Origin of the sequence: Bacillus sp. CR71 (assembly GCF_003429245.1) — a bacterium.
GTDB lineage: Bacteria > Bacillota > Bacilli > Bacillales > Bacillaceae_G > Bacillus_A > Bacillus_A thuringiensis_S.
Genome location: NZ_CP031748.1, coordinates 2,004,347 through 2,026,077, shown reverse-complemented (window position 1 = coordinate 2,026,077; position 21,731 = coordinate 2,004,347). Strand labels below are relative to the sequence as shown.

Below are 21,731 nucleotides of genomic sequence, written 5' to 3'. Positions count from 1 at the left end.
CCGCTTGCAGTAAGATACCTACCTCAAAATTCAATGGATGCGGACCAGTTAATGGGAGAGAACTGCTCATAAAAATCCAATTGTTGCTGGCTGATAATCAGTCCTAGTGGAAAAAATCCCACACTTTATCTTCACTAGGAGATGGATATGTTAACGATGGAATGCGTATTCTCCAATTTTTGCTTTACTTGGGTTTAACTCATACTCATGCTCTTCTCATTTTGAAAGATACTATAGATACACCCAATTGAAAGAGAGGGATGTACATGCGAAGAAAGAGAAATCATCATTTTAAAAGTGGTGAAAAAAACGAAGAGTATGCTGCTGAAATATCACCAGCTGGCATTCCAATTAGACATAAGCGTAAAGAAATTGCAAATGAGATAGAAGGTACAAATACCGGCGCAATGGTAGGCTATGTCGCTTTATTTCTTTCGTTATTCTCCATTGCTTTTTATCCAGTTACGCTCGGCTCCCTAGCAATTTTAGTTGGCCTATTAGCTGTCAATTTCGGAGCAAGAACACTTGGATATACAGCAATTGGCTTTGGTAGTTTTTCTGTTTTATTTACTTTACTTTATCCGCTTGCTTTGTCAGCGTTTTAAAAAAACACACCAAGTTATACTTGGTGTGTTCATTCATGATACAACATAATATGACCGCATCCACAACAATGTTTCGCTGTAATTTCTTGAAACACTGGATAATTTTCTTCATCTCGATGCTCAATAAATACTTTTTCAAATCGATACATGTTTGGTGCATATGCCCAATCTTGTTTCGTACGTGCATATAACGTTGAGGAAAAAAACTCCTCACCACCGCAAACGATACATGTGTTCTTCATCGCTATCCCTCCTATGCTTGTCTTACTTCATCTATATGAACATAAGCATAAAAAAAAGACCTTCTATTACTAGAAAGTCTTCTCTGAAACAAAAAGAAATGTACCAAACATTCCTACTCCGCTATATTCTTTTGAAACACCAGCTTCTGTTTTAAATGTTTGCTTTACAGTCATAAAGAATACACCATTTCGTGCATCTGTACTTTCAAATTGTAGTTTTTCTTTTTTACCATCTACATTTTGCGTGCATTCAAAACTACTCTCATTACAATTCAACGCATACTTATCCTCTACATACACTTTAAAATCTGATTCTTTCGGACAAGTTATAAGTAATATTGCCACGAGAATAATACTTATAATACCCACAATTGTATAATATTTCTTCATTTGTACTCCTTTCAAATGACAAGAAAACTTGACTTCATACGCCAAGTTTTCTTAGTCAACAACCCATTGCCACTCTTGTTCTTTCTTATCAAAAATGAGCCAACCTGTTTCTGTTGCTTCCTCTTTCAATTCATCGATATTATCTAACACCTCATCCGTACTTTCATACGAACCAACTACATATACCGGAATTTCAAGACCTCTTCTTGACTCAATCTTCCCTGCTAGATCTATGTAAAGACCATCTTCCATTAGTGGAATCAGCCCCATGATCAATTCTTTTGAAATTGCTGGGAAAATTTTTGATTTTTGGAAGAAAGAAAAACGTTTCTTACCGAAAGCACCGAGTTTATACGGAATGACTTTACTTAACATTCCTACAAAATCAGCAATTCTACGATAATACACTTTGTTGTACCATCCGTCATCATGTGAAAAATAAACAAATCGATTTTTCAACAGCGGAAAGAATGTTCTTGCAAGTGGTTCTTTTTTGTGAGCCAAATATAATAATTCTGCAATTTCTTTCGGCTCTAATTCATCTAAATCGCTTGCATCATCAAAATCTACCCAACAAAATTCATCAAATTCATCAATCTCTGCTTGAATTAACTTATGTATATTTTCTTCCTCAACATATTCAAATAAAGTATGATAATGAAAATCCGTCCATTCAAAGTTGTGCTTCAAAAGCAACACTTGATGAAGCGGTGAAGGGATGTTACTCGCAAACTCTTTAAACGTAATTCCTGATGTAATAAAACAATGACCTCGACGATTACCATTAATATATATCATATTCTTTACTTGGTCAGATCCTCCAGACAAAGCACCTAGCCACCTTCGTTTTATATGTTTCAATTCTATAGCATATTTTAACATGAAAAATTTTAGAAACATAGAAAAAACTTCAAAAACTATTTACAATTTCATGTGTTTTATTACATAGTGATTACAAGAAAAAACGCCTGCTCATAAGCAGGCGTTTTTAAAGGATTTCATCAGGGTTTTGAGGATGATGATTTCCCTCTTTCTTTTCTTCTTTTTGGAACATCGATTGAATTTTATCAATTGTTTGCGGAGCTAATTCAATCATTTTTTCTGCTAAATGTGTCGCATTTTGTAAATGAAGAATATTTACTCCATCTTTATTCACCACAAGAAATGCTACTGGTGTAATCGAAACACCACCCGCGCTACCGCCACCAAATGCAGCGTTACCGTTCGCTCTTTGTCCATCATTCGTTTGGAAATCAGAACCTCCTGCTCCAAAACCGAACGCTACTTTAGAAACCGTTAACACCACACCACCGTCAGCCGTTTGAACAGGCTCTCCAACAATCGTATTTACATCAACCATTTCTTTTAAATTTTCCATTGCTGCTTTCATTAACCCTTGAATTGGATGATCCACCGTTCATAACCTCCTTTGTCATATCTTTCCTAGTTTTTCCGAAAGTTTGTGAACTAAACATAAAATTTTATATTGATTTCAAAAAACTTAAGTTGTAATATTTAGAAAAATAAAAAAGAGGTCGATTCGTTATGATGCGAAAATTAACAAAGAAAGATCATGAACAAGTATTCGCTTATCTAAAAGAAGAAGCAGCCCTTAACTTGTTTATTATTGGAGATATTGAAGCTTTCGGTTATGACACAGATTTTCAAGAATTATGGGGAGTATTTAAAGAGAATGGAACATTAAAATCAATTCTACTCCGATTCCACGATTCATTTATACCCTATAGTAAAGAAGAATTTATTACCACTGATTATGAGGCACTTCTTTCCGCATATAAGCCACTTAAACTCTCTGGTAAGTCGACTATCGTAGAACAATTTGAAACTGCTTCAAATATACAACTAGGTACTAAAAATGAAATGTATTTTTGCGAATGTCTAAATGACAACAACTTACCTAGCACACCAATTCATGAAACAATTAAACTTGCCTCACTCGATGATATAGAACGAATTATGAAATTACGAAGTGACATCGCTGAATTTCCGACTACCAATGAATCAGAGAAAATATTAAGTCAGACTATCGAAACAAATACAGGACGCACATACTATATTGAAAAAGATGGCGTGATCATCGCATCCGCCTCTACTTCCGCTGAAAATTCATTATCCGCTATGGTAGTTGGTGTATGTACACACCCGAATTATCGCGGAAATGGCTACGCTTCACTCATATTACAAAAAATGATCCAAGACTTTACGAAAGAAGGCCGAACACTTTGTTTATTTTATAACAATCCAGCTGCTGGACGAATTTATAAACGACTAGGATTTAAAGACATTGGAATGTGGACGATGTATCGATAATAAGAAGTACTCTATAAGAGGAAATAGTTGTAACTTAGCAATAAAAGCCGATTACACAAAAACTTCACACCGTTATTATGAAGAAACTACTTGAGGAGCGAGGACTCTAACTAAAAAATGGTATGCATTCAAACTAAATTTAGACAGATAAAGTGAAACTTTAATCAGTGGGGGGTTTTCTCCATCCCCCACTGATTATTAGTTGAACCAATCGGACTTTTATGGGCAGTTGATCCCCCACCTAACTTCTTTGCTTTCGCTGCATTTTGAGGTGGGGGTCTTACTGCCCATTAAAGCGGGATAAACGCCCCAGTTGCATCTACTCCAGCAATTGGGGCGTTTATCCTCAAATTCTTTCCACTATATTTATGAAACACTTATCACACTTATATCGCTATTATCTTTCCGTACAAATGCCCTTCTAAATATTACTGCGTCTCATTATACTTTGCTTTAAAATCAATATATTCCTGTTTCGCATCTTTGTTATTACCTTGGTGACTATCAAAATATGTATGTATTTGTGATATGTGTTCTACTAACTTTCCTTCTTCATTTCTCTTATTATAATTCATTACAATACTTACTTCCAATATCTGCTCTGAACCCTTTGTAAACTCAATATGCAGTGCGATCGATCCACCACCATATTCATCATATTGTATTTTCAACTTATCATTAATAATACTTTGAAACTCTGATTCAGTTAGTTTATATCCAACAGTACTAGGCTGACCAAACTTTTTTATATCATCTCCTGGCTTCATCTTTAGTTTCCCAATCCCTTTTAAACGATCTACAATTAAGTTCACGTATGAAACATCCAGACTTGAATCCGTACTTTGTACCTGTCCATTCTCATAACTAATATTTGTACTATAATTAACTTCTTCTCTATAATTTTTATTATCTACTTTCGAGGTAATTTCTTGTGTTGTATTTCCATATAAACTTTTATCTTTCGTATTATATATACCTTTCGAAGTTTGATAAATTGTTTTACTGTGCTCTCCATCTTCCTTTTGCTCATATGTACTATATATACCTCTTTGTTTCACATACGCATATCCATCATCACTCGCAGACATAACCTTTTTCATGTCACCTTCATCCAAAGCTTTGACAAACGGCTCATAATCTATCTTTTTTTCAAAAAAACTACATGCTTGTAATAGGCTGATTGCTATTATGATAGTAATCATTTTAGAAACCCTTTTTTTGTTCATTTCATCATCACACTACCCACTCTATATTTTCAATTAGATAACCTACTAATCACTTTTATCACCTTACATAAGTAAATTTTCTTTTCGTAGTTCAAATACTCTCCTATAAATTATTACTTTTTCATCATCAAAACTTACAATACACACTTTCTTTATGCCTTACGTTTCGATTTACTTTTTTTATTTTTCTTTCGATATCTTGGAGTCTCTCTTTTATGTTGCTCCCACGTTTTATTAAATGACGGAAATTTAAATCTGCAATATGCTAATAGCTGAAATTCAGCTGCACCGATTGCTATCGTATACATTAAAAAGGTCCCTACTACATACATAAATAAATCATCAAACCCATAATCGTTATGAAAATATATCAAAATAAGAATAGTTACTGCGTATAGTGTAGCCCACTTCATCATCTTTCCTTTTGTTTTACTAAAGAAAGAAGCAGACCTCTCATCCATACTAAACGCACCTTCACTTGCCAATTTAAATGTATCTATTGTTGTTACGATATGAAAAATTACTGCTCCTAAAAGCAATAAACCCGCATACAGTATTGTAATCCAATCAATTGAATTATTAGCCATTTTAGTAACAGTCAAAGCAATAGGAGCTATTGTTGCCAATTGGAATGAACATAATAATACGACAAGGGTTTGTAGTTTTTGAAATTTAAATTGAGCTATCGGAAATGAATAAATGACGAAAAGAATTATTTGTATAATATATAAGAATACTTCTAACTTAACAATTCCTATATTAAAGAGAAGCATGCAGTAATCCCACCCGGCTGATAAAACAATAGAAAAAATGGTTATTGAACTAAATAGTATTCCTCCAAACATAAATCCTGTAGCCCCCTCAGGACTTAAACGATCATTACATGTCATCCTAAACTTATCTAAATCTTCTTCTTTTATATTCCACACCTTGACATTTCACCTTCTATACAGTTTAAATAATTTCCATTTACTTCAATTCTATTTCACTCTTATTTACTTTTCGATTTGGATTTTGTATTTCGCTTTCGAATTCTCCCTCGCATTCTCTCATTCTCTTCCCATGACATATTAAATGACTTGAATTTAAATCTACAGTACACCAATAGTTGAAATTCTGCCGCTCCAATGGCTACTGTATACAGTAAAACAATACCTACCGCATAAAGAACTAAAACATCAATTCCATAACCATTATGAAAATATATCAAAATAAACAGGATTAGCGCATATATTGTAGCCCACTTCATCACATCTCCTTTTCTTTTACTAAAAAATGAGATGGATCTTTCATCCTTACTAAACGCACCTTCACTCGCTTGTTTAAATGTATCAATTGTTGTCACAATATGAACGATAGCTGCTCCTACAAATAATAACCCTACACAAATTAAAGTCATTTGGTCAATTGAATAATCAGATATCCCAGGAAGAACTAACGCTGTAAATGTTATTGTACCTAATTGAAATGCATATAATAATACAACGAGCGTTTGTAACTTTTGAAATTTATAACGTGCTTTTGGAAATGAATATAGAATTAAAAAGATGAATTGTAAGCTATATAAAACAATTTCAGTTTTAACAATTGTTTTATCAAAAAAAGTATGATAATAATCCAAACCTCCTACAAAAATAAAAAACATGAATACTGAACTATAAACTATTCCTCCAAACATAAATCCTGTAGCACCTTCAGGGCTTAAACGATATTCACATGTCATCCTAAACTTATCTAAATCTTCTTCTTTTATATTCCACATCCTGGCTCTTCACCTTCTATACGTTTCAATTATTTTTCTAGCACTAAAATTTTATTAATATATTATTTATTTTTCGTTTTGAATTTCTTATTTTGTTTTCGAATTCTCCCACGCATTCTCTCATTCTCTTCCCATGACATATTAAATGACTTGAATTTAAATCTACAGTACGCCAATAGTTGGAATTCTGCCGCTCCAATGGCTACTGCATACATAACAACATTACACATAACATAACCAAACATTGTGTTTAATGAGTAATTATTATTTATATAAATCAAAACAAGAAGAATTAACACATAAATTACAGCACCTTGTATAACATGTCCCTTTGTTTTACTAAAAAACGAATCTGATTTGTCCCCACTACTAAATGCACCTTCGCTTGCTTGTTTAAATGTATCAACTGTTGTCACAATATGAACAATAATTCCACCTAATACTAATAGACCTACATAAACACGTGTATTGAGATCAATTGAATGCTCAATCATTCCAGAAAGAACAAATAACGTGCATCCGATAGTTCCAAGTTGAAATGCATATAATAATATAACGAGCGTTTGTAATTTTTGAAATTTATAACGAGCTTTAGGGAATAAATATAGAATTAAAAACATTACTTGCAAACCATATAACACTAATTCAATCCTAACAATTACCTTATCAAACAAGGTAGTATAATAATCTATTCCTCCTATAAAAATAATAACCATAAATAATGAAGTATAAAATATCGTTCCGAGCATAAATCCCGTCGCACCTTCAAGACTTAAACGCCTTCTGCATGTCATCCGAAATGCTTCTAAATCTTCCTCTTTTATATTCCACATCCTGACTTTTCACCTTCTATACAGTTTAAATAATTTTCATTCACTAAAATCCCATTACATTCCTAACTTTTTAAGTACATTTATCTTTGTGTAACTATATTCAGATAATATTATCTCTATATTAATTACCGTACATAATCAGAATACTTTTGATAGTTCAAATAGCCTTCTTTCTCCTCAAAAGCTCTAAATATTCTTCTCTCTTTCACTTAAGCATATCCCTCATACTCTATTTTTGTTTCCCCCGAAACTGCACTCACTTAGTAAAAACATTACTGTCATCACAATTATATCGAGATAATAAAGCTCTTTAATTTTATCTTCAGAAAGGTGATAACCTCCCATCAACAATATGCTAGGAGGTTATTACAGTTATTTTAAATTTGTTTTTATTTTAATGGATTCGATTTTTGCAAATAATAATGTTATTTAATTTGAGCAGCGAATATTAAAAACATACTGCTTAATAACTCGTAATTTTTCTAGTTGTTCATCGGTTGCTACCATCTCATATGAGTTATCTACAACCAAACGAATTTCAGTATCATTTTCTTTTACTTTTCGCAAGTCTTTTTCTGTACAATTAAACTCTCGAATGATTTCCCCTTGTGTGTTTACCAATCTAACGTAAATGTTTTTTTCTCCTTCTTCTTAAACATCTGAACTCCCCCTTATTTGTTTCCTATCATAGATAACCCTATTGTAATTAAGAGAAAGAAAACGATAATAAGGAAAGTCTTCCCTTTGCTTACTTGTGTTGTACAACCTTCCAAGACAGCCCATATAAGAATTGGAAAAAGAAGAATACCTAGGAGAATATCGACCAACTTGTTGCTACTCTTCTTTAGTGGTTTTTCTTCTACTATCGGTTTTATCTGAACAGCTTCTTTTCTTATTTGTTTCGGTTTCTTTTTCTTACGTCTATGATTCACCCAACTTACTCCGCCACATTTTAAACTTAGCTGCAAATTGATCTTCCATTCTTCAAAACAAATCAGCTCCCTTAGAATGATTTATTATTATGAAAAGACTTTTCATAATTCACATAATCTTGCTTCGCTTTCCTCTTTAACTTCATACTGTCACCAGTTACTCTAGGCATTTTTAGTTTCATTACGTTCCCTTATTGTTCCTATCATAAATCCTAAAGCATCCTCAGGACTCCAACGATGTTTACATATCATCCGAAATTTATCTAAATCTTCTTTTTTTATATTCCATATCCAAGTTTTCCACCTTTAACTACCTTTACTTAAATCATATAGATTAAAAATAAAAACCTTCTCATTTTAACGAAAAGAGAAGGTTTTCTTACTGTTATACATTCATGCCATATTCAAAACTTTCCCTCTTCAAATAACGTATTATAGTTGTTAATCTTTGGAATTTTATTTTTGCTATTAATTTAGGCATTTTTACTTTTCTTAAAAAACACCAAATATGCAAATAATGACGAAATTAAGAGGAATACACCCGCCCCTATACCCTCATATATTTTAAAATAAACAGCAGCAATTATCACAAATATTGACATTATTATTATTAGAATCATTGTATATTTCATTATAAATTCTAACGCTTGATAGATAGATACTATTGTCCTTTGAAAAAAACTTTGCTCTGTTTCTGAAACATTCCGATCCTTAATCAAAATAACACCTTCCCCTCTTTACAAATTGACTTTTGAATAAACTTTCCCCTTCAAACTAGCAACAAAGCGAACTATAGCACGTAACTACTACCAATACAGAATGAGCCCGTTGAAAATCGCATGTCGAAATATTAAGTTAATTACATATAAATTTGAGAACGAAAAACCTCCTCATTCTAACGAGAAGAGAAGGTTTTATTTATGATATTTCCCCAAACCCTATTCAAAACTATCTCTTTTATGATATTTCATGATGTTTCCATATGTTAAAAGCCACAAGCTTAAAATATTATTCTTCATTAAATACAGCAATCTTCACTTCAACATACTGTAAAGACTCATCACCGCTAAACACATGATAAATTGGCGAGGCTAAATTCAGATTATTATCCTCCATATACAGAAGCATTTCACCATATACCTGCTCTGTTAATTTTTCATAATCTCCCGTATATCGTTTCATGAGCATCTCATCAACATAATAATAGCTCCTAAATTGAAGTGTTTCTGATGCTGGAATTTTATCTTCATTCACTGGCATGAATAATTCAACGTACATATTTTCATCAGATGGTATATTTTTCAAAGCATAAAACATCGGACCTTTTACTGTTAAATTCTCTGTTGCAATTTCTGACATAAAATGTTCAATTGCTTCTTCCATATCTTCGTAATGAAAATAGTACTCTTTCGAAACAACATTTGTATATGCAATACTTTGTCCTTCAATTATCATTTTATTGTTTCACCTACTTCTCTAATAGGAGCATAAATATCTAGCCACATGTCACCGTATACGTCTAAACATACGTGATAAAAACCATTATCTAACTTGATATGATGCTGTTCTGCAAACTCATGTATTAAATTATAAGCCTCCTCAATATCACCATCTTCATCAGTAAATCGAACACTTAATGCCTCTTCAATAATTAATCCATCAACGTATTCATATGCAGAATTCTCTCCCAATTTAACACGCTCATTTACTGGAACAGAATACGTATATTCACCGTACTCTGGTTCATTTTCCAATGGCTGATATTTAAAAAGAACAGGACCTACAGCATATATTCCATTATGAACAACTTGATTTCTCAGTGCGATAGCAGGTAATAACCAATCTTCTTTTTTTACAATTTGAGTAATACTAATTAAATTTAAAAGTGATAATGCTTTATATTGAATTTTCATAATACCTACTCCTTTTACTATTCTTTCTCTTGGCTATATATTCTTTTGTTTCTTCAAATGTCACTTACGCTCTCTTTCATATTCCTTCCACATTATAGTAAATGGCGAACATTTAAACCTACTATACTCATTTCCTTTACGCCTTACGTTTTGATTTACCTTTTTTATTTTTCTTTTGATATCTTGGAGTCTCTCTTTTATGTTGCTCCCACGATATGTTAAATGAAGGGAATTTAAATCTACAATACGCTAATAGCTGAAATTCAGCTGCACCAATGGCTATCGTATACATTAAAACAGTACCTATTACATACCCAATAAAAGTATCAAACGCATAATCATTATGAAAATAAATCAAAATAAGTAGGAGTAATGCGTATATTGAAGCAACTTTCATCATAGTTCCTTTTGTTTTACTAAAAAAGGAAGCGGATCTTTCATTCATACTAAACGCACCTTCACTTGCCTGTTTAAACGTATCAATCGTTGTCACAATATGAACAATCACTGCTCCAAAAAATAAGAAACCTACATATACTAATGTAATTCGATCAATTGTATAATCAGACATTCCAGGAAGAATTAGAGCCGTGAATAATATCGTACCTAATTGAAATGCATATAATAATACAACAAATGTTTGTAACTTTTGAAATTTAAATCGAGCTTTTGGAAATGAATATAGAATTAAAAAAATTATTTGTAAGCTATATAACACAAGTTCCATTCTAACGATTGTTTTCTCAAAGAAAGTAGTATAATAGTCCCAACCAAACGTTACTAAAGTACCAATAAGAAAAAACATCATTACTGAAACAAACACTATTGTTCCTATCATAAATCCAAAAGCACCTTCAGGACTTAATCGACGTTTACATGTCATCCGAAATTTATCTAAATCTTCTTCTTTTATATTCCACATTACCTATATGCACCTTTCTTGTAGTCTTATTACCAAAATATAGATCCAAGTTTGTGTGTTACTTTTTTAACTCCTTTTTTAGCAAGATCAATTGCATTGTCTTCTCCTCCTAAAAAAGACCATTTTTTATTAATTGCCCATGTAAGTCCTACGGCAACACCAGCTCCAACCACAGTTCCAAGCGGCGGAAGGAAAAACGACCCTGCTACAGCACCAGTGGCCATCGCTCCAGCATTTGCTCCAATATCTACAGCTGAATCTGTTGCTATATCAGCTACATCATGTAACTGCCAACCATCATCTTTAGTAGCGTCTACAACATTCCCTCCGACTGACACAACAGCCCCAAAAATACCTGCTCCTTTCAATACTGTGGCCGGTTTCCCCATACCTTTAAACATTTCTTTCCATTTTCCAGGATGTAAATCCTTTAAACCGTCTGCATAAGCAGTCTTAAATGCACTCAATCCTCTCTCCCCAATTGCAGTAGGCAATCCTTTCTTCTCCCAATCAACGTGGAAATCTTGATAACTTTGAAACTCTGGTAATTTTAAAATGGTTTTTCTTGCTTTTTTTATTTGTGCATTTGTTGTTTTTAAATCACCAAATTCAAATTCTAATTTATTCTTGATAAATCGAACTAAAACATCATCATTATTATCCATTGTAAGGATTTTTGCTACTTTAACCAAATCTTCTTTCTTTAATGTCGATAGTTCATATACTCCTTTCCCTTTTCGACCTTTAGGATCAAAAAGGACGTCTAAAGCATAATTCTTTTTAACATAATGCATGCGTATATAGGAAGCTAAAAGAGCCTTAGTTCCCTTAACACTAATGTCGAATTTGGTCATTGTATCTGCCATTACCTTAATGATATTTCCAATTGCCACGCTAGATATAAGCTTCCCTATTGCAGCGATAGACAAATTTCCATTATTCACTTTTATTTGTTGCATTCCCTCATCTATTTTATGCATTAATTCATCAAACTCTTGCAGGTCACTTTGTTTACTATTATAAGTCTCTAATTTTTCTAATGTATCACTGATTTCTTTTTGGCTTTTTACAGCGCCTTCAGTGATACTTGATGATGATGGGTATTGAGTTGCGACGATGTCACTAATCGTACCTACTGTTTTTTTTGCCTCTTCACTAGAGTGGCTGAATCCCTCACTATATCCATGAACTTTTTTCTTTACATCATCCAAATAACTTCCATGAATTTTTGCATCTGCATCACTGTCAACCTCACTGTTAAACTCCTCTATTGCTTTTTGAAATTGACTTTTTAACATTTCCGTTGTAACTGTAAATCCAGTGATAACAGCTCCATGAACTGTAGATAAATGATTCTTAATAGTATCAGCAGCTTTTCCTTGAAAAGAGTTAATTTGTGTAAAGTCCTCTATTTTTTGCTGCAATGTTTCCAAATGTTGATTTAACTCTTCAGCACTTGAATTAAAGCGCTCTTGCAGTTCTTTTACTTCTTGTAACTCTATGATTTTGCTCATATTTTCCCCCTCCTTTCCCTTTACATAGCACGGTGAGCTGAACTGTCTTTCAAATCTTTTCCAAGCTTTTCATCTTGCTGAACCATTTCTTGTCCTGTTTGCTGAATTCTACTAATATCTTTTTGTAGTATTTGTTCATATTGCTGCACTTTTTTCGATAACTTTTCAATCGCTTCACAATATTTTTTCAGTTTACTTAAATTCGTACGATGTAACTGCATACCATTAAATTTAGTCTTACCTAAATCACTAGCACCACTTTTCAAATCACTTACTTTCGCATCAAATACCCCTTTATTTAATTTAATTTCCCCCATTTATCATTTCCCCGCCTTCTGTACTTCTACTTGAATACTAGCGTCAACCATTGAAACACTTCTACTTAGAGAAAGAATACTAGACTCACATGTAGCGATTTCTCTTTCAAGCCGCCGTATAGCTTGATCGATGTCTTCTTGCACTCTCCCTAGTTCTCCGATAAACTTCCCTAAATTCGAAATGACTTGTTGTTCATATGTTTCTTTAAAAGTAGTTGCTCTTTGCCCTTTCCAACTACTCTCGTTTATTTCTAAGGACTTAAACTGCTCTTGATTTTGTTTAATTGCTTCAAGATTATTTACAAATTTCCCTTTAGCAGTTATTAGCCTTCTTAGTTTCATTTGTAGTTCAGCCAATTGCCCTTGTTGATGACTTATACTACTTAATAAACCAGATTTTTGACTATTTAATTCCTCTATCCCCATGCAAATCCCCCCTTAAATAGTTGGCACTTTAATTCTAGTAGCAAAACGATTTTCAACAAAATACCCTTCAAATGGATTTAATTTTGTACTACTTAAATCTTTATTAGATACATCGAAGACCATTTGGCCTGATGATTTTCTAAGTAAAATAACATGAGATTGCGTTTTTATTGTTTTTGAAACTAAGTCGTATCGACTGTCAATTGAATCAACATCACAGCCAATTACGAAGTGGATGCCCATAAATGCACCATTTGTTATTAATTCCGCTAAACTATATATATCGCTATCCTCTAAATTACTTAAAATATCATTTACATCTGCAATTACGATTACAATCGGCTTAAATTTCTTAATAAATTCTGCCGGGTTCACTGTTTCACTTGATGCTTCCTGTTCCTCTTTAAACGCCGCTTCTCTCGATTTATAAGCATTTGTAACTTGTTTAATCGTTTTCTCAATTCCTGTTTTTTCAGCTACATATAAAGCAGCGCTCTCTCTATAGTTTGAGAAATTGCGTGTTCTTGTATCAATTAAACCTAGGTCAAAGTGTCCACTGTCTGCTAACTGTTGAAGGAATTGATGAACTACATTTTCAACTTCATCTTTCTTGATTCCCCCTACAACAATATTAGACGCTTCCGTTAAATCTAATTCGAGAGGTGTAACGCTTTCTGTTTCTACACCAAATGTTAGTTTGCCTGCTTCAATAATTTTTCTTGTTTCTGGCCATGCAATAAATTCTTTGTATTCTAGAACTTCAGGTACCATAGGAATTGCTTTCGGTCTTTCTCCATCCCAGAAGGAATCCATCTCTTTTCCTTCAGCTTGTATATTTTCAATTCGAGTAAGGACATCTTCTCCATCTGTCGGTAAAGCTGTTTGGAAGATTGTTGGTTCGTCAATTTTAACTAAACCACGTCCTGCTAATTCTTCAATTTTCAACTCTGTTCTTCCTACAATCGCTCTAGATTCTGCCTCATCTATCATATATAGAGCAATTTGTAGTTTAATATTTGTATTTACTTGTACTCTCAATGCATTTTGACGTGTAGCTGTAAGCATTAAATGAATTCCTACCGCTGCCCCTTCACGTACAATTTGTGCAATAATGCGTTCAAAATCTTCGACAAATCCAGCTTCTCTAACAGCATCATAGTTATCTAATGTAATTAATATTGTTGGTAATACTTCTTTACTAGCTCTCTCATACATTTCAAGACTCGCAACGCCATATTTACTTAGCAATTGCTTTCTATCTTTTAATAGGTCTTCTATGCGACGAAGAAACTTCTCGCATTTTTCAACTTGGTCTAATGTAATGATGTCTGCCACATGCGGTAAAGATTTTAATGGCATTAAACCATTTGTTCCGAAGTCTAATAAATACACATGCAAATGCTCCGGACTATGTTGACGAGCTACATCCATAATGACTGATTGTAAGAATGTTGATTTTCCGTAGCCTGGACTTGAGAAGACCGCTACGTGTCCGTCTTTACTAATATCTAGTGTTAATGGTGTTTGTGATTGTAATTCAGGCTGATCTAGTAGACCAACTGTTGCTTGTAATGGTTTCTTTTCTTTCGTCCATGCTTCTTTGAACTGAATAGCATGTAAGTCTTGTAAATATACGCTTTCTGGAAGTGGTGGTAACCACGGTCTTGCTAATGCTTCAATTTCATTTATTTCTGCGTAATCGTGAATGTAGTCAATAACAGCATCCAGTTCAGATGGTACGCTTATTACTTCTTTACTGCTACCAAGTCCACTTAAATCTTCACTTAATATTTCATATTGTCCTAGATCATTTATTGCATAGATTGTTGCGTCTAAATGTTCTTTATCCTCTTTGTTTTCTACATAGTCTGCTCCGCTCCAAGCTGATTGGAATAGTTCATAAATTTCATTATTCCCAACTTGTAAGTAAGCACGTCCTGGTAATGTAATTTCAGCAGCATCCGGTGTTTTTAAAATTTCATTACTATCTGACGTATTTTGAACTTTTAGTGCTAGTTTGAATTTCGAGTTACTCCAAATTTGATCATCTACAACACCACTCGGTTTTTGCGTAGCTAATATTAAATGGATTCCGAGTGAACGACCGATACGCGCTGTTGAAACTAACTCTTTCATAAATTCTGGTTGTTCTGACTTCAGTTCCGCGAATTCATCACTAATTAAAAATAGATGTGGCATCGGTTCACTTACTAAGCCTTCTTTATACAGTTTTTGATACTGATTAATATGGTTTACATCATTTTCCCCAAATAATCGTTGTCTTTTTTGTAATTCAGCTTTAATTGATGCGAGCGCTCTCATACTTTGTGCTCCATCTAAGTTCGTAATTGTTCCTAATAAATGCGGTAAGTTTTTGAATAAATTCGCCATACCGCCGCCTTTATAGTCAATTAGTAAAAAGGCTACTTCGTACGGATGGAAATTAACTGCTAGAGATAAAATGTACGATTGTATAATTTCTGATTTACCTGAACCTGTTGTACCTGCTATTAACCCGTGTGGTCCGTGTGCTTTTTCGTGTAAGTTTAAGTTTACGATATCTTCTTTCCCACGTAATCCAAGTGGTACAGCTAAAGATTTATGCGCTGCATTTTTCTCCCAGCGACTTGTAATATTCAGTTCTTTTACTTTTTCAACGCCGTACATTTCTAAAAATGTTACGCTTTCTGGAATACTATTTTTTAAGTTTTGCAAATGATTTAATGGTGCTAATGCCCTTGAAATATCTTCTAAATTGAACCCTTTTGGCACATGATTTAGTTTAAATTGACGGTTAACAAGCTCTCCTTGCTCTAAGATGATGTTCCCTTGTTTTGCATCTCTTATATCTATTACCGTTTTCACATGCTCCGGTAAACTTTGCATAACATCTTGTACAAATACAAGTGATACACCTAATTGACTCGGATCATCATTAAAGAATTCCATAACAACATGGTCTAATATTAGTTTTTCATCTGTAATGAGAACGACATAGTGCGGTGCAAAGTACATTTTTTCATTAGTAGAACTTTTTTCATCTAGTTTTAATTTTCGTTCTTTCAATATTTGATACAAACTATTTAACACTTGATCACGGCTACGATCATGGTATACAAATCCACGTACATTTATATCGCGAACACTTCCATGAGGTAACCAGCGCATCCAATCCCATTTTTCTTTTTCTTCTTCCGGAAAAATAGTAATAAACTGCAAGTCATAATAACTATGGAATAAAGCCGTTTGTGCAACTAATAATTGTAATTGCTCTAACACTAAAGAGCGTTGACCAATATAACCGACTGGTCCATTCATTAAATCTGTTACAACTGGTACATCTTCCAATGATAGATAACGCTGTCTTAGTTCACGTGCTATATCAATTAATTCATCTTTCGTTTGACTAAATTCTTCTTCATTAAATTGAATTTCAAAACTCGTATTAGCTTGTCCTGTTCCAACGCTAAATGTTAAGAAATCATGATGTAACATTGTTTTTTCATAAATTCGAGGATTTACTTGAACTGCCATATTACGTATTACTTCTACATTTGGATTGTGATAATGTAATGCGTGACGCTGTTTTTCACTTTCTGCATGTAAATCTTTCGTTTTTTGTTTTATATACTCTCTATAGCTTTTATCTCGTTCAACAATGTCGACTTTATATTGCTTCAAATTTTTAATATACGATGTGACAGAAACAATGATTGTTACTAATGTCATCGCAATCGATGCGATAATAAACATTCCATATTTCATGAAAATAGCAAGTAATACAGTTACGACAATCATGACAAGTGAAGGTGCAATGATTCTTGCTAAATGCTCCGTTGGTTTTGATGGCATACTTGAAGGCTTTGCAATTGTCATTTTCTCTTCTGGTTCACGGTAAATAATACGTGGTGAACGATGATAGTCTGGATAACCACTTTGATAATTCGTTTCTGATTCTACTAAAATAGGTAACGCAGATTTCACTTTATCTTCTGAAGAAAGTACTTGAATGTCTTCACTACCAATCTCCAATAAAATACCATCAAAATATAATACGTCTCCTGATTCCAACATAACGCTATCTTTTAACTTCGTATAATTATGAAATACATCCCCGCCATACACGTTCACTTTAAAAGAATCGTACAACGTTTCGCGAGATAGCATTAAATCTACACTAGTCCCGGTAATAGAAATATCATCGTAATCGTTTCGACTCACTGTAAGAGAAAGTTTCGTTCCGATATCAAACACTTTAGTTGTGCCAATAATAAATATAAAGATTTTCAAGCTCACATCTCTTGTTTTTCCAATCTCAACTTCCTTATTGAATTCTATTAATTGATCCTGTACCATCCAAGCATTTACTTCATTATTCCACTTTAACTCTATTTCTTGTTCTAAACTTGGATTCGTAATATCATTTGTCCACTCTTTTCCAATCGACACTATTGATTGCTCATTTGGATGTAATGTGCACTTATATATTTTGTCTCCATAAGTCAATACTAATAGTTGCTCCATCCGTGTTCACTGCTCCTTTTCAACTGTCTCATCAAGTGCTTACTCTTTTTTCTCTGTGTCCGAAAAATTTTTATCGCTTGATGAATTGCCATATTTCTTTTTATATTCATCTAATTGTTGCTCATATGTTTTTAACTTTTGATCACGTTCTTCTCCTGATAAATCCGGATTATTTTTCAGTGATTCAATTTGTTTAACAAGGCCGTACATAATAAGCTGAGGATCATCAAGTGTCTTAGCTAAATCTAATGATTTATCAAAATTACCTTTTCCGTTATACATCCAATACAGCAAATACTTTTCATCACTTTTCAAACTAATGTTTTTCATAATCGATTTCTTTTGAGCTTCACCTAGTTTTTCAGCTGTAATGTATGCAAATGCTAACTCATATTTAGATGCAATCGGTAATGATTCAAATTCCTCTTCATTTAATTGCGTAATGACTTTGTCATAATCAGTTGCTATGAAACTTGCATTTGCTTCTAACAATTTATTTTGATAAGGAAATTTTATAAAAGTGAAATATATTAAAGGAGCAGCTAAAATAACTGTCGCCGCTATGAAGGAAAAAGCTAAGTATTTAAACGATTTATAGCTTTTTTTAGGTACTAACTGCATATTTTTCTCTGTTTTTGTTTGTTCCTTCTCAAAGCTGTCATCAAGAAACTGCAGTAATGCATCTAAGCTTTCCATTTGAGCAACGGTCTGTTCAAATGTTGTTTCTTTTGCATCTTTTAGTAACCCAGCATACAAATCATCAAAGTTATGTTTTTGGGAGAATAAAGCAATAATTAGACACTTATATTGTGTTAAAAATTGTTCTTCTGATAACGGGGTTGGTGGAACAATATCTCGAATTCCTCTATGTATAATACTTGGTATTAAATTAGCATTAAAAACTATATTGTCTGGATGTAAAAAGAACGTGATTCGTTTATTCAAATATTTACGAAACTGCGCAACATTCCGAAGTAGTCTTAATTTCTCATTTCTTCCAAAACGGCTAAGATTGTCCCACTTATATAATTTTTTATCTACTTGATATAGAAACGTAAACATATCATCCGCTTCTTCTATTGTTAATGGTACAAATTCAGATGATACGCCCGTAATTATATCGAATTGACGGAAGTCTTTTATACGTGTTTGAGATTTGGTCATCTCCAATTTCCAATTTTCTTTTTCTATTTGAAATTGATAGTTCATTGCATCAATTTGAATTATTTTTTCCGTCATGTTTATCCTCTTCTCCTTTTCTTTATAACCCGTAATAACTTATTTTCAAATAACTAAAAGTAAAAAATATTCTTTATAAAACTTGCAAAATATCTCCATCTGTTATTTGGTGATCAATTAAACGATCATTATCTGTTAAAACAATTGACTTATTTTTCACTTTAATTACAAAATGTGAACCTTCATGATTATCAATCTTTAGCGTATCTAATAAGTTTTTCAATAAATATTTAATAGATTGGTGATTCGGAATACGCAAATCGTATGTATTTCCATTCCATTTATTAAAATCTACTGTGACATTAATATGTGTTTGTATTGCCATCGCTTTACCTCCAACTTTTACGAAGAACCGTATAAATACCGATGCAAATAAGTAGAATGCCGCCGCCAAATAATAATATTATTGTTATACTAATTGGCTCTTCATTCATTGTTTCATTACTCGCTACTTCATCTGCACTTTTTCTGACAATGTATTCACTGCTAAACAAACTATTTTTCGTATCTTTAACACTATTATTCTCTTTTTGTTTTATAAAAAGAGAATCTCGCAGAGCTTCCATATCTTTTTGTTCTTTCTTTTTCTTTTTCTCAATTTCTTCTTCTATATCTTGGTTAAATAACTCAATTGATGCTTTATCTAATTCTGTTTCCTTATGTTCCTTTTTATTTTTTTCTTGGTCGCTTTCTTCAAGTCGATCCACTTTAAACTTAATCTTCCCATCATCACCAAGATAACTGTCAGCCGCGCTCCTTATCGGTAGCGCGACAAACAGTAAAAGGATAGAGAGAAATGATAACTTAGCCACTATGCTCCATTGTTTGATCATTTACTTCTTTTTCCTCCCATTTCTTATGCCATACAAATAGATTACTAACCAATCCAATAATGGCAATTACAAACAATACGACAAAAATAACTTTCCCAGTATCTTTACCACTAATAAAATCATTTAGAAAACTTTCTATATACTGAAGCGGTGAGAATTGACGTATCTTTCCGACAGAAGACATTTGATCTACTTTACTTCCAACTGCCTCAGTTAAAAATAGGTACATGCTTAAAAATACTAATAGTATAAACATTCCTACCATTTTTATTTGTCGTAATAAGTAGGTTGAGACCAATACAAACGCCATCATAATAAATGTGATGAACGCAATCCATAGTAAACTTTGATCCTGACCGAACTTTAAAAGACGCCCAGAAATGATACCTATACTAATTCCTTCCACAATTGATATACCGAAAGCTACTACTGTAGTTGGTACATTCATATCAATTAATGAGAATTTCTCTTCAAAATGATCCGATTGCATTCGTTTCTTTTCTTGATTCGCAATTGCGTATGCTGTAAATAATGCAACAATGAAACAAGTTAATACAATTAAGTACGGTGTAAAAGCATTACCTGCTACAATTACTCCATCATTTTGCTTTTGAACTGGACTAGCTAAAAAGTCATATAGCATTTCATTTTGACGATCTCCAATACGACTATTCGCTAAAATTTTCGTAAAGTTTTTGGAGAATGATTTATCATCTTCCATTTTCTTTGTAAAGTCATTTAATAATAAATCAGCTTTTGAAACAATTGTCGTTCCGCTGTCTTGAATTTCTTTTGCTTGTCCATTAATTTGATCAAATGTTTTATATACATCGTCTGAAGTTGCTAAACTATGCTTCGAACTTTCGACCAATGACTGACTTTGCATCATTAATGATTTAATACCAGAATCTAACGATAAAACAGCCGTTTGCTCACCAGCATGATTTGTTGTTACTACTTGCTGCTCTTCAACTAGCTTTAAGCTATTCTCACGCCATTTCGCTAAACCTTTTACATACTCTCCTAAATTTTCATTCATACTAGTTGCTTGTTGCGTCGTTCCATTTAATTTCTCCGCTAGTAGCATAGAATTTTGATCCGCACTAGTAATAGATTGTTGATAAGAGTTTATTTTTTGTTTTAAACCTGACATATCTTGCTTTATTTCTGTAGTAATACTTGATGAAACAAGATTTGAAATTAAATCGATTAAGCTTTGTTTATTTAATACGTAGTACAAAGATTGATCCGTCGCAATTGCATCTAAACTTCCCTCTTCTAACTTAGGACCTACATCTTTCGTTCTTAAATCAATCCCATAATACATTTCGTAAAGGCTCATTAAACCTTGATAACTTTCGACTGTATCTACTGCTTCTTTTATTAATACACTAGAAGTAATATCTGGTATTTTTTCTGTTTTTTGATGTATAACTTGATTCGTTGTACTTTCAATAATTTTTGAATTGCTACCGTTATCTGTCCCAGTGTCTGGCTTCTCTCCTGTATCAGGTTTTTCTCCTGTGTCAGGTTTCTCTCCTGTATCAGGTTTTCCTCCCGTGTCTGGATTTCCTCCTGTATCAGGTTTTCCTCCTGTATCAGGTTTTCCTCCTGTATCAGGTTTTCCTCCCGTATCAGGTTTTCCTCCTGTATCAGGTTTTCCTCCTGTATCAGGTTTTCCTCCTGTATCAGGTTTTCCTCCTGTATCAGGTTTTCCTCCTG

General features: G+C 33.1%; 22 protein-coding genes and 1 pseudogene. 2 read left to right on the top strand and 21 right to left on the bottom strand.

The features are described from left to right. Nucleotides 1-266: 266 nt before the first annotated feature. Nucleotides 267-605, top strand: coding sequence for a hypothetical protein (locus DOS87_RS10425; RefSeq protein WP_001253201.1), 339 nt, complete (start codon nucleotides 267-269; stop codon nucleotides 603-605). Between the two features lie 29 nt (nucleotides 606-634). Here the strand turns inward: DOS87_RS10425 and DOS87_RS10420 are convergent, their stop codons facing one another. The 4 genes from DOS87_RS10420 to ytfJ all read right to left on the bottom strand — a co-directional run bounded on the left by DOS87_RS10420 (nucleotide 635) and on the right by ytfJ (nucleotide 2,651). After that, on the bottom strand, nucleotides 635-847 hold the full coding sequence (locus DOS87_RS10420; RefSeq protein ID WP_000798747.1) for a hypothetical protein: 213 nt from the start codon (nucleotides 845-847) through the stop codon (nucleotides 635-637). Nucleotides 848-916: 69 nt separating this feature from the next. After that, nucleotides 917-1,237 carry a hypothetical protein gene (locus DOS87_RS10415; protein ID WP_000761171.1) on the bottom strand — a complete coding sequence of 107 codons (321 nt, stop codon included), beginning with the start codon at nucleotides 1,235-1,237 and terminating at the stop codon, nucleotides 917-919. Between the two features lie 51 nt (nucleotides 1,238-1,288). After that, on the bottom strand, nucleotides 1,289-2,065 hold the full coding sequence (locus DOS87_RS10410; RefSeq protein ID WP_000014087.1) for an oxalate:formate antiporter: 777 nt from the start codon (nucleotides 2,063-2,065) through the stop codon (nucleotides 1,289-1,291). Nucleotides 2,066-2,225: 160 nt separating this feature from the next. Then, a complete protein-coding gene (gene ytfJ / locus DOS87_RS10405; RefSeq protein WP_000349986.1) occupies nucleotides 2,226-2,651 on the bottom strand; it encodes a GerW family sporulation protein in 426 nt (141 codons plus the stop codon). Between the two features lie 131 nt (nucleotides 2,652-2,782). On the opposite strand from ytfJ, the gene DOS87_RS10400 reads away from it, so the two are divergent. Continuing rightward, complete coding sequence (locus tag DOS87_RS10400) at nucleotides 2,783-3,568, top strand: GNAT family N-acetyltransferase (protein WP_000984757.1); 786 nt, start codon at nucleotides 2,783-2,785, stop codon at nucleotides 3,566-3,568. Between the two features lie 428 nt (nucleotides 3,569-3,996). Here DOS87_RS10400 and DOS87_RS10395 read toward each other — a convergent pair whose 3' ends face one another. From DOS87_RS10395 to DOS87_RS30085, 17 genes and pseudogenes are all read right to left on the bottom strand, one after another. Beyond that, complete coding sequence (locus DOS87_RS10395; protein ID WP_000628346.1) at nucleotides 3,997-4,770, bottom strand: DUF3952 domain-containing protein; 774 nt, start codon at nucleotides 4,768-4,770, stop codon at nucleotides 3,997-3,999. A 176-nt stretch (nucleotides 4,771-4,946) separates the two neighbouring features. Next, nucleotides 4,947-5,723 (bottom strand): hypothetical protein, encoded by a 777-nt coding sequence (locus tag DOS87_RS10390; protein WP_000267122.1) that lies wholly within the window; start codon nucleotides 5,721-5,723, stop codon nucleotides 4,947-4,949. A 62-nt stretch (nucleotides 5,724-5,785) separates the two neighbouring features. Beyond that, nucleotides 5,786-6,556 (bottom strand): hypothetical protein, encoded by a 771-nt coding sequence (locus DOS87_RS10385; RefSeq protein ID WP_098831075.1) that lies wholly within the window; start codon nucleotides 6,554-6,556, stop codon nucleotides 5,786-5,788. Between the two features lie 62 nt (nucleotides 6,557-6,618). After that, nucleotides 6,619-7,389 (bottom strand): hypothetical protein, encoded by a 771-nt coding sequence (locus tag DOS87_RS10380; protein ID WP_000267147.1) that lies wholly within the window; start codon nucleotides 7,387-7,389, stop codon nucleotides 6,619-6,621. 671 nt (nucleotides 7,390-8,060) lie between these two features. Then, the gene (locus DOS87_RS10370; RefSeq protein WP_002083293.1) at nucleotides 8,061-8,321 is read right to left on the bottom strand and encodes a hypothetical protein; all 261 of its coding nucleotides are present in this window, start codon (nucleotides 8,319-8,321) and stop codon (nucleotides 8,061-8,063) included. A 473-nt stretch (nucleotides 8,322-8,794) separates the two neighbouring features. Then, nucleotides 8,795-9,040, bottom strand: a complete 246-nt coding sequence (locus DOS87_RS30090; RefSeq protein WP_000588631.1) for a hypothetical protein — start codon at nucleotides 9,038-9,040, stop codon at nucleotides 8,795-8,797. Between the two features lie 289 nt (nucleotides 9,041-9,329). After that, nucleotides 9,330-9,776 (bottom strand): DUF5085 family protein, encoded by a 447-nt coding sequence (locus DOS87_RS10365; protein ID WP_000582719.1) that lies wholly within the window; start codon nucleotides 9,774-9,776, stop codon nucleotides 9,330-9,332. Next, nucleotides 9,773-10,234: a DUF5085 family protein gene (locus DOS87_RS10360; RefSeq protein ID WP_000701786.1), complete on the bottom strand. Its 462-nt coding sequence runs from the start codon at nucleotides 10,232-10,234 to the stop codon at nucleotides 9,773-9,775. Before DOS87_RS10360 ends, DOS87_RS10365 begins: the two co-directional genes overlap by 4 nt. A 136-nt stretch (nucleotides 10,235-10,370) precedes the next feature. Further along, nucleotides 10,371-11,156, bottom strand: a complete 786-nt coding sequence (locus DOS87_RS10355) for a hypothetical protein (protein WP_000267116.1) — start codon at nucleotides 11,154-11,156, stop codon at nucleotides 10,371-10,373. 29 nt (nucleotides 11,157-11,185) lie between these two features. Continuing rightward, entirely contained in the window at nucleotides 11,186-12,670 is a 1,485-nt protein-coding gene (locus DOS87_RS10350; protein WP_000034621.1) for a T7SS effector LXG polymorphic toxin, read from the bottom strand. A gap of 20 nt (nucleotides 12,671-12,690) precedes the next feature. Then, nucleotides 12,691-12,987 carry a TIGR04197 family type VII secretion effector gene (locus DOS87_RS10345; protein ID WP_000503886.1) on the bottom strand — a complete coding sequence of 99 codons (297 nt, stop codon included), beginning with the start codon at nucleotides 12,985-12,987 and terminating at the stop codon, nucleotides 12,691-12,693. 3 nt (nucleotides 12,988-12,990) lie between these two features. Then, a complete protein-coding gene (locus DOS87_RS10340) occupies nucleotides 12,991-13,413 on the bottom strand; it encodes a YwqH-like family protein (protein ID WP_000510565.1) in 423 nt (140 codons plus the stop codon). A 12-nt stretch (nucleotides 13,414-13,425) separates the two neighbouring features. Next, on the bottom strand, nucleotides 13,426-17,937 hold the full coding sequence (gene essC / locus DOS87_RS10335) for a type VII secretion protein EssC (protein WP_044784205.1): 4,512 nt from the start codon (nucleotides 17,935-17,937) through the stop codon (nucleotides 13,426-13,428). 39 nt (nucleotides 17,938-17,976) lie between these two features. Then, nucleotides 17,977-19,176 carry a type VII secretion protein EssB gene (essB, locus tag DOS87_RS10330; protein WP_098578307.1) on the bottom strand — a complete coding sequence of 400 codons (1,200 nt, stop codon included), beginning with the start codon at nucleotides 19,174-19,176 and terminating at the stop codon, nucleotides 17,977-17,979. Between the two features lie 73 nt (nucleotides 19,177-19,249). After that, complete coding sequence (locus tag DOS87_RS10325) at nucleotides 19,250-19,501, bottom strand: EsaB/YukD family protein (protein ID WP_001007566.1); 252 nt, start codon at nucleotides 19,499-19,501, stop codon at nucleotides 19,250-19,252. A gap of 4 nt (nucleotides 19,502-19,505) precedes the next feature. Continuing rightward, entirely contained in the window at nucleotides 19,506-20,009 is a 504-nt protein-coding gene (gene essA / locus DOS87_RS10320) for a type VII secretion protein EssA (protein WP_000595661.1), read from the bottom strand. Continuing rightward, nucleotides 19,981-21,731, bottom strand: a pseudogene (locus tag DOS87_RS30085) (type VII secretion protein EsaA); the annotation flags it as partial. The pseudogene DOS87_RS30085 and the gene essA, both read right to left, overlap by 29 nt.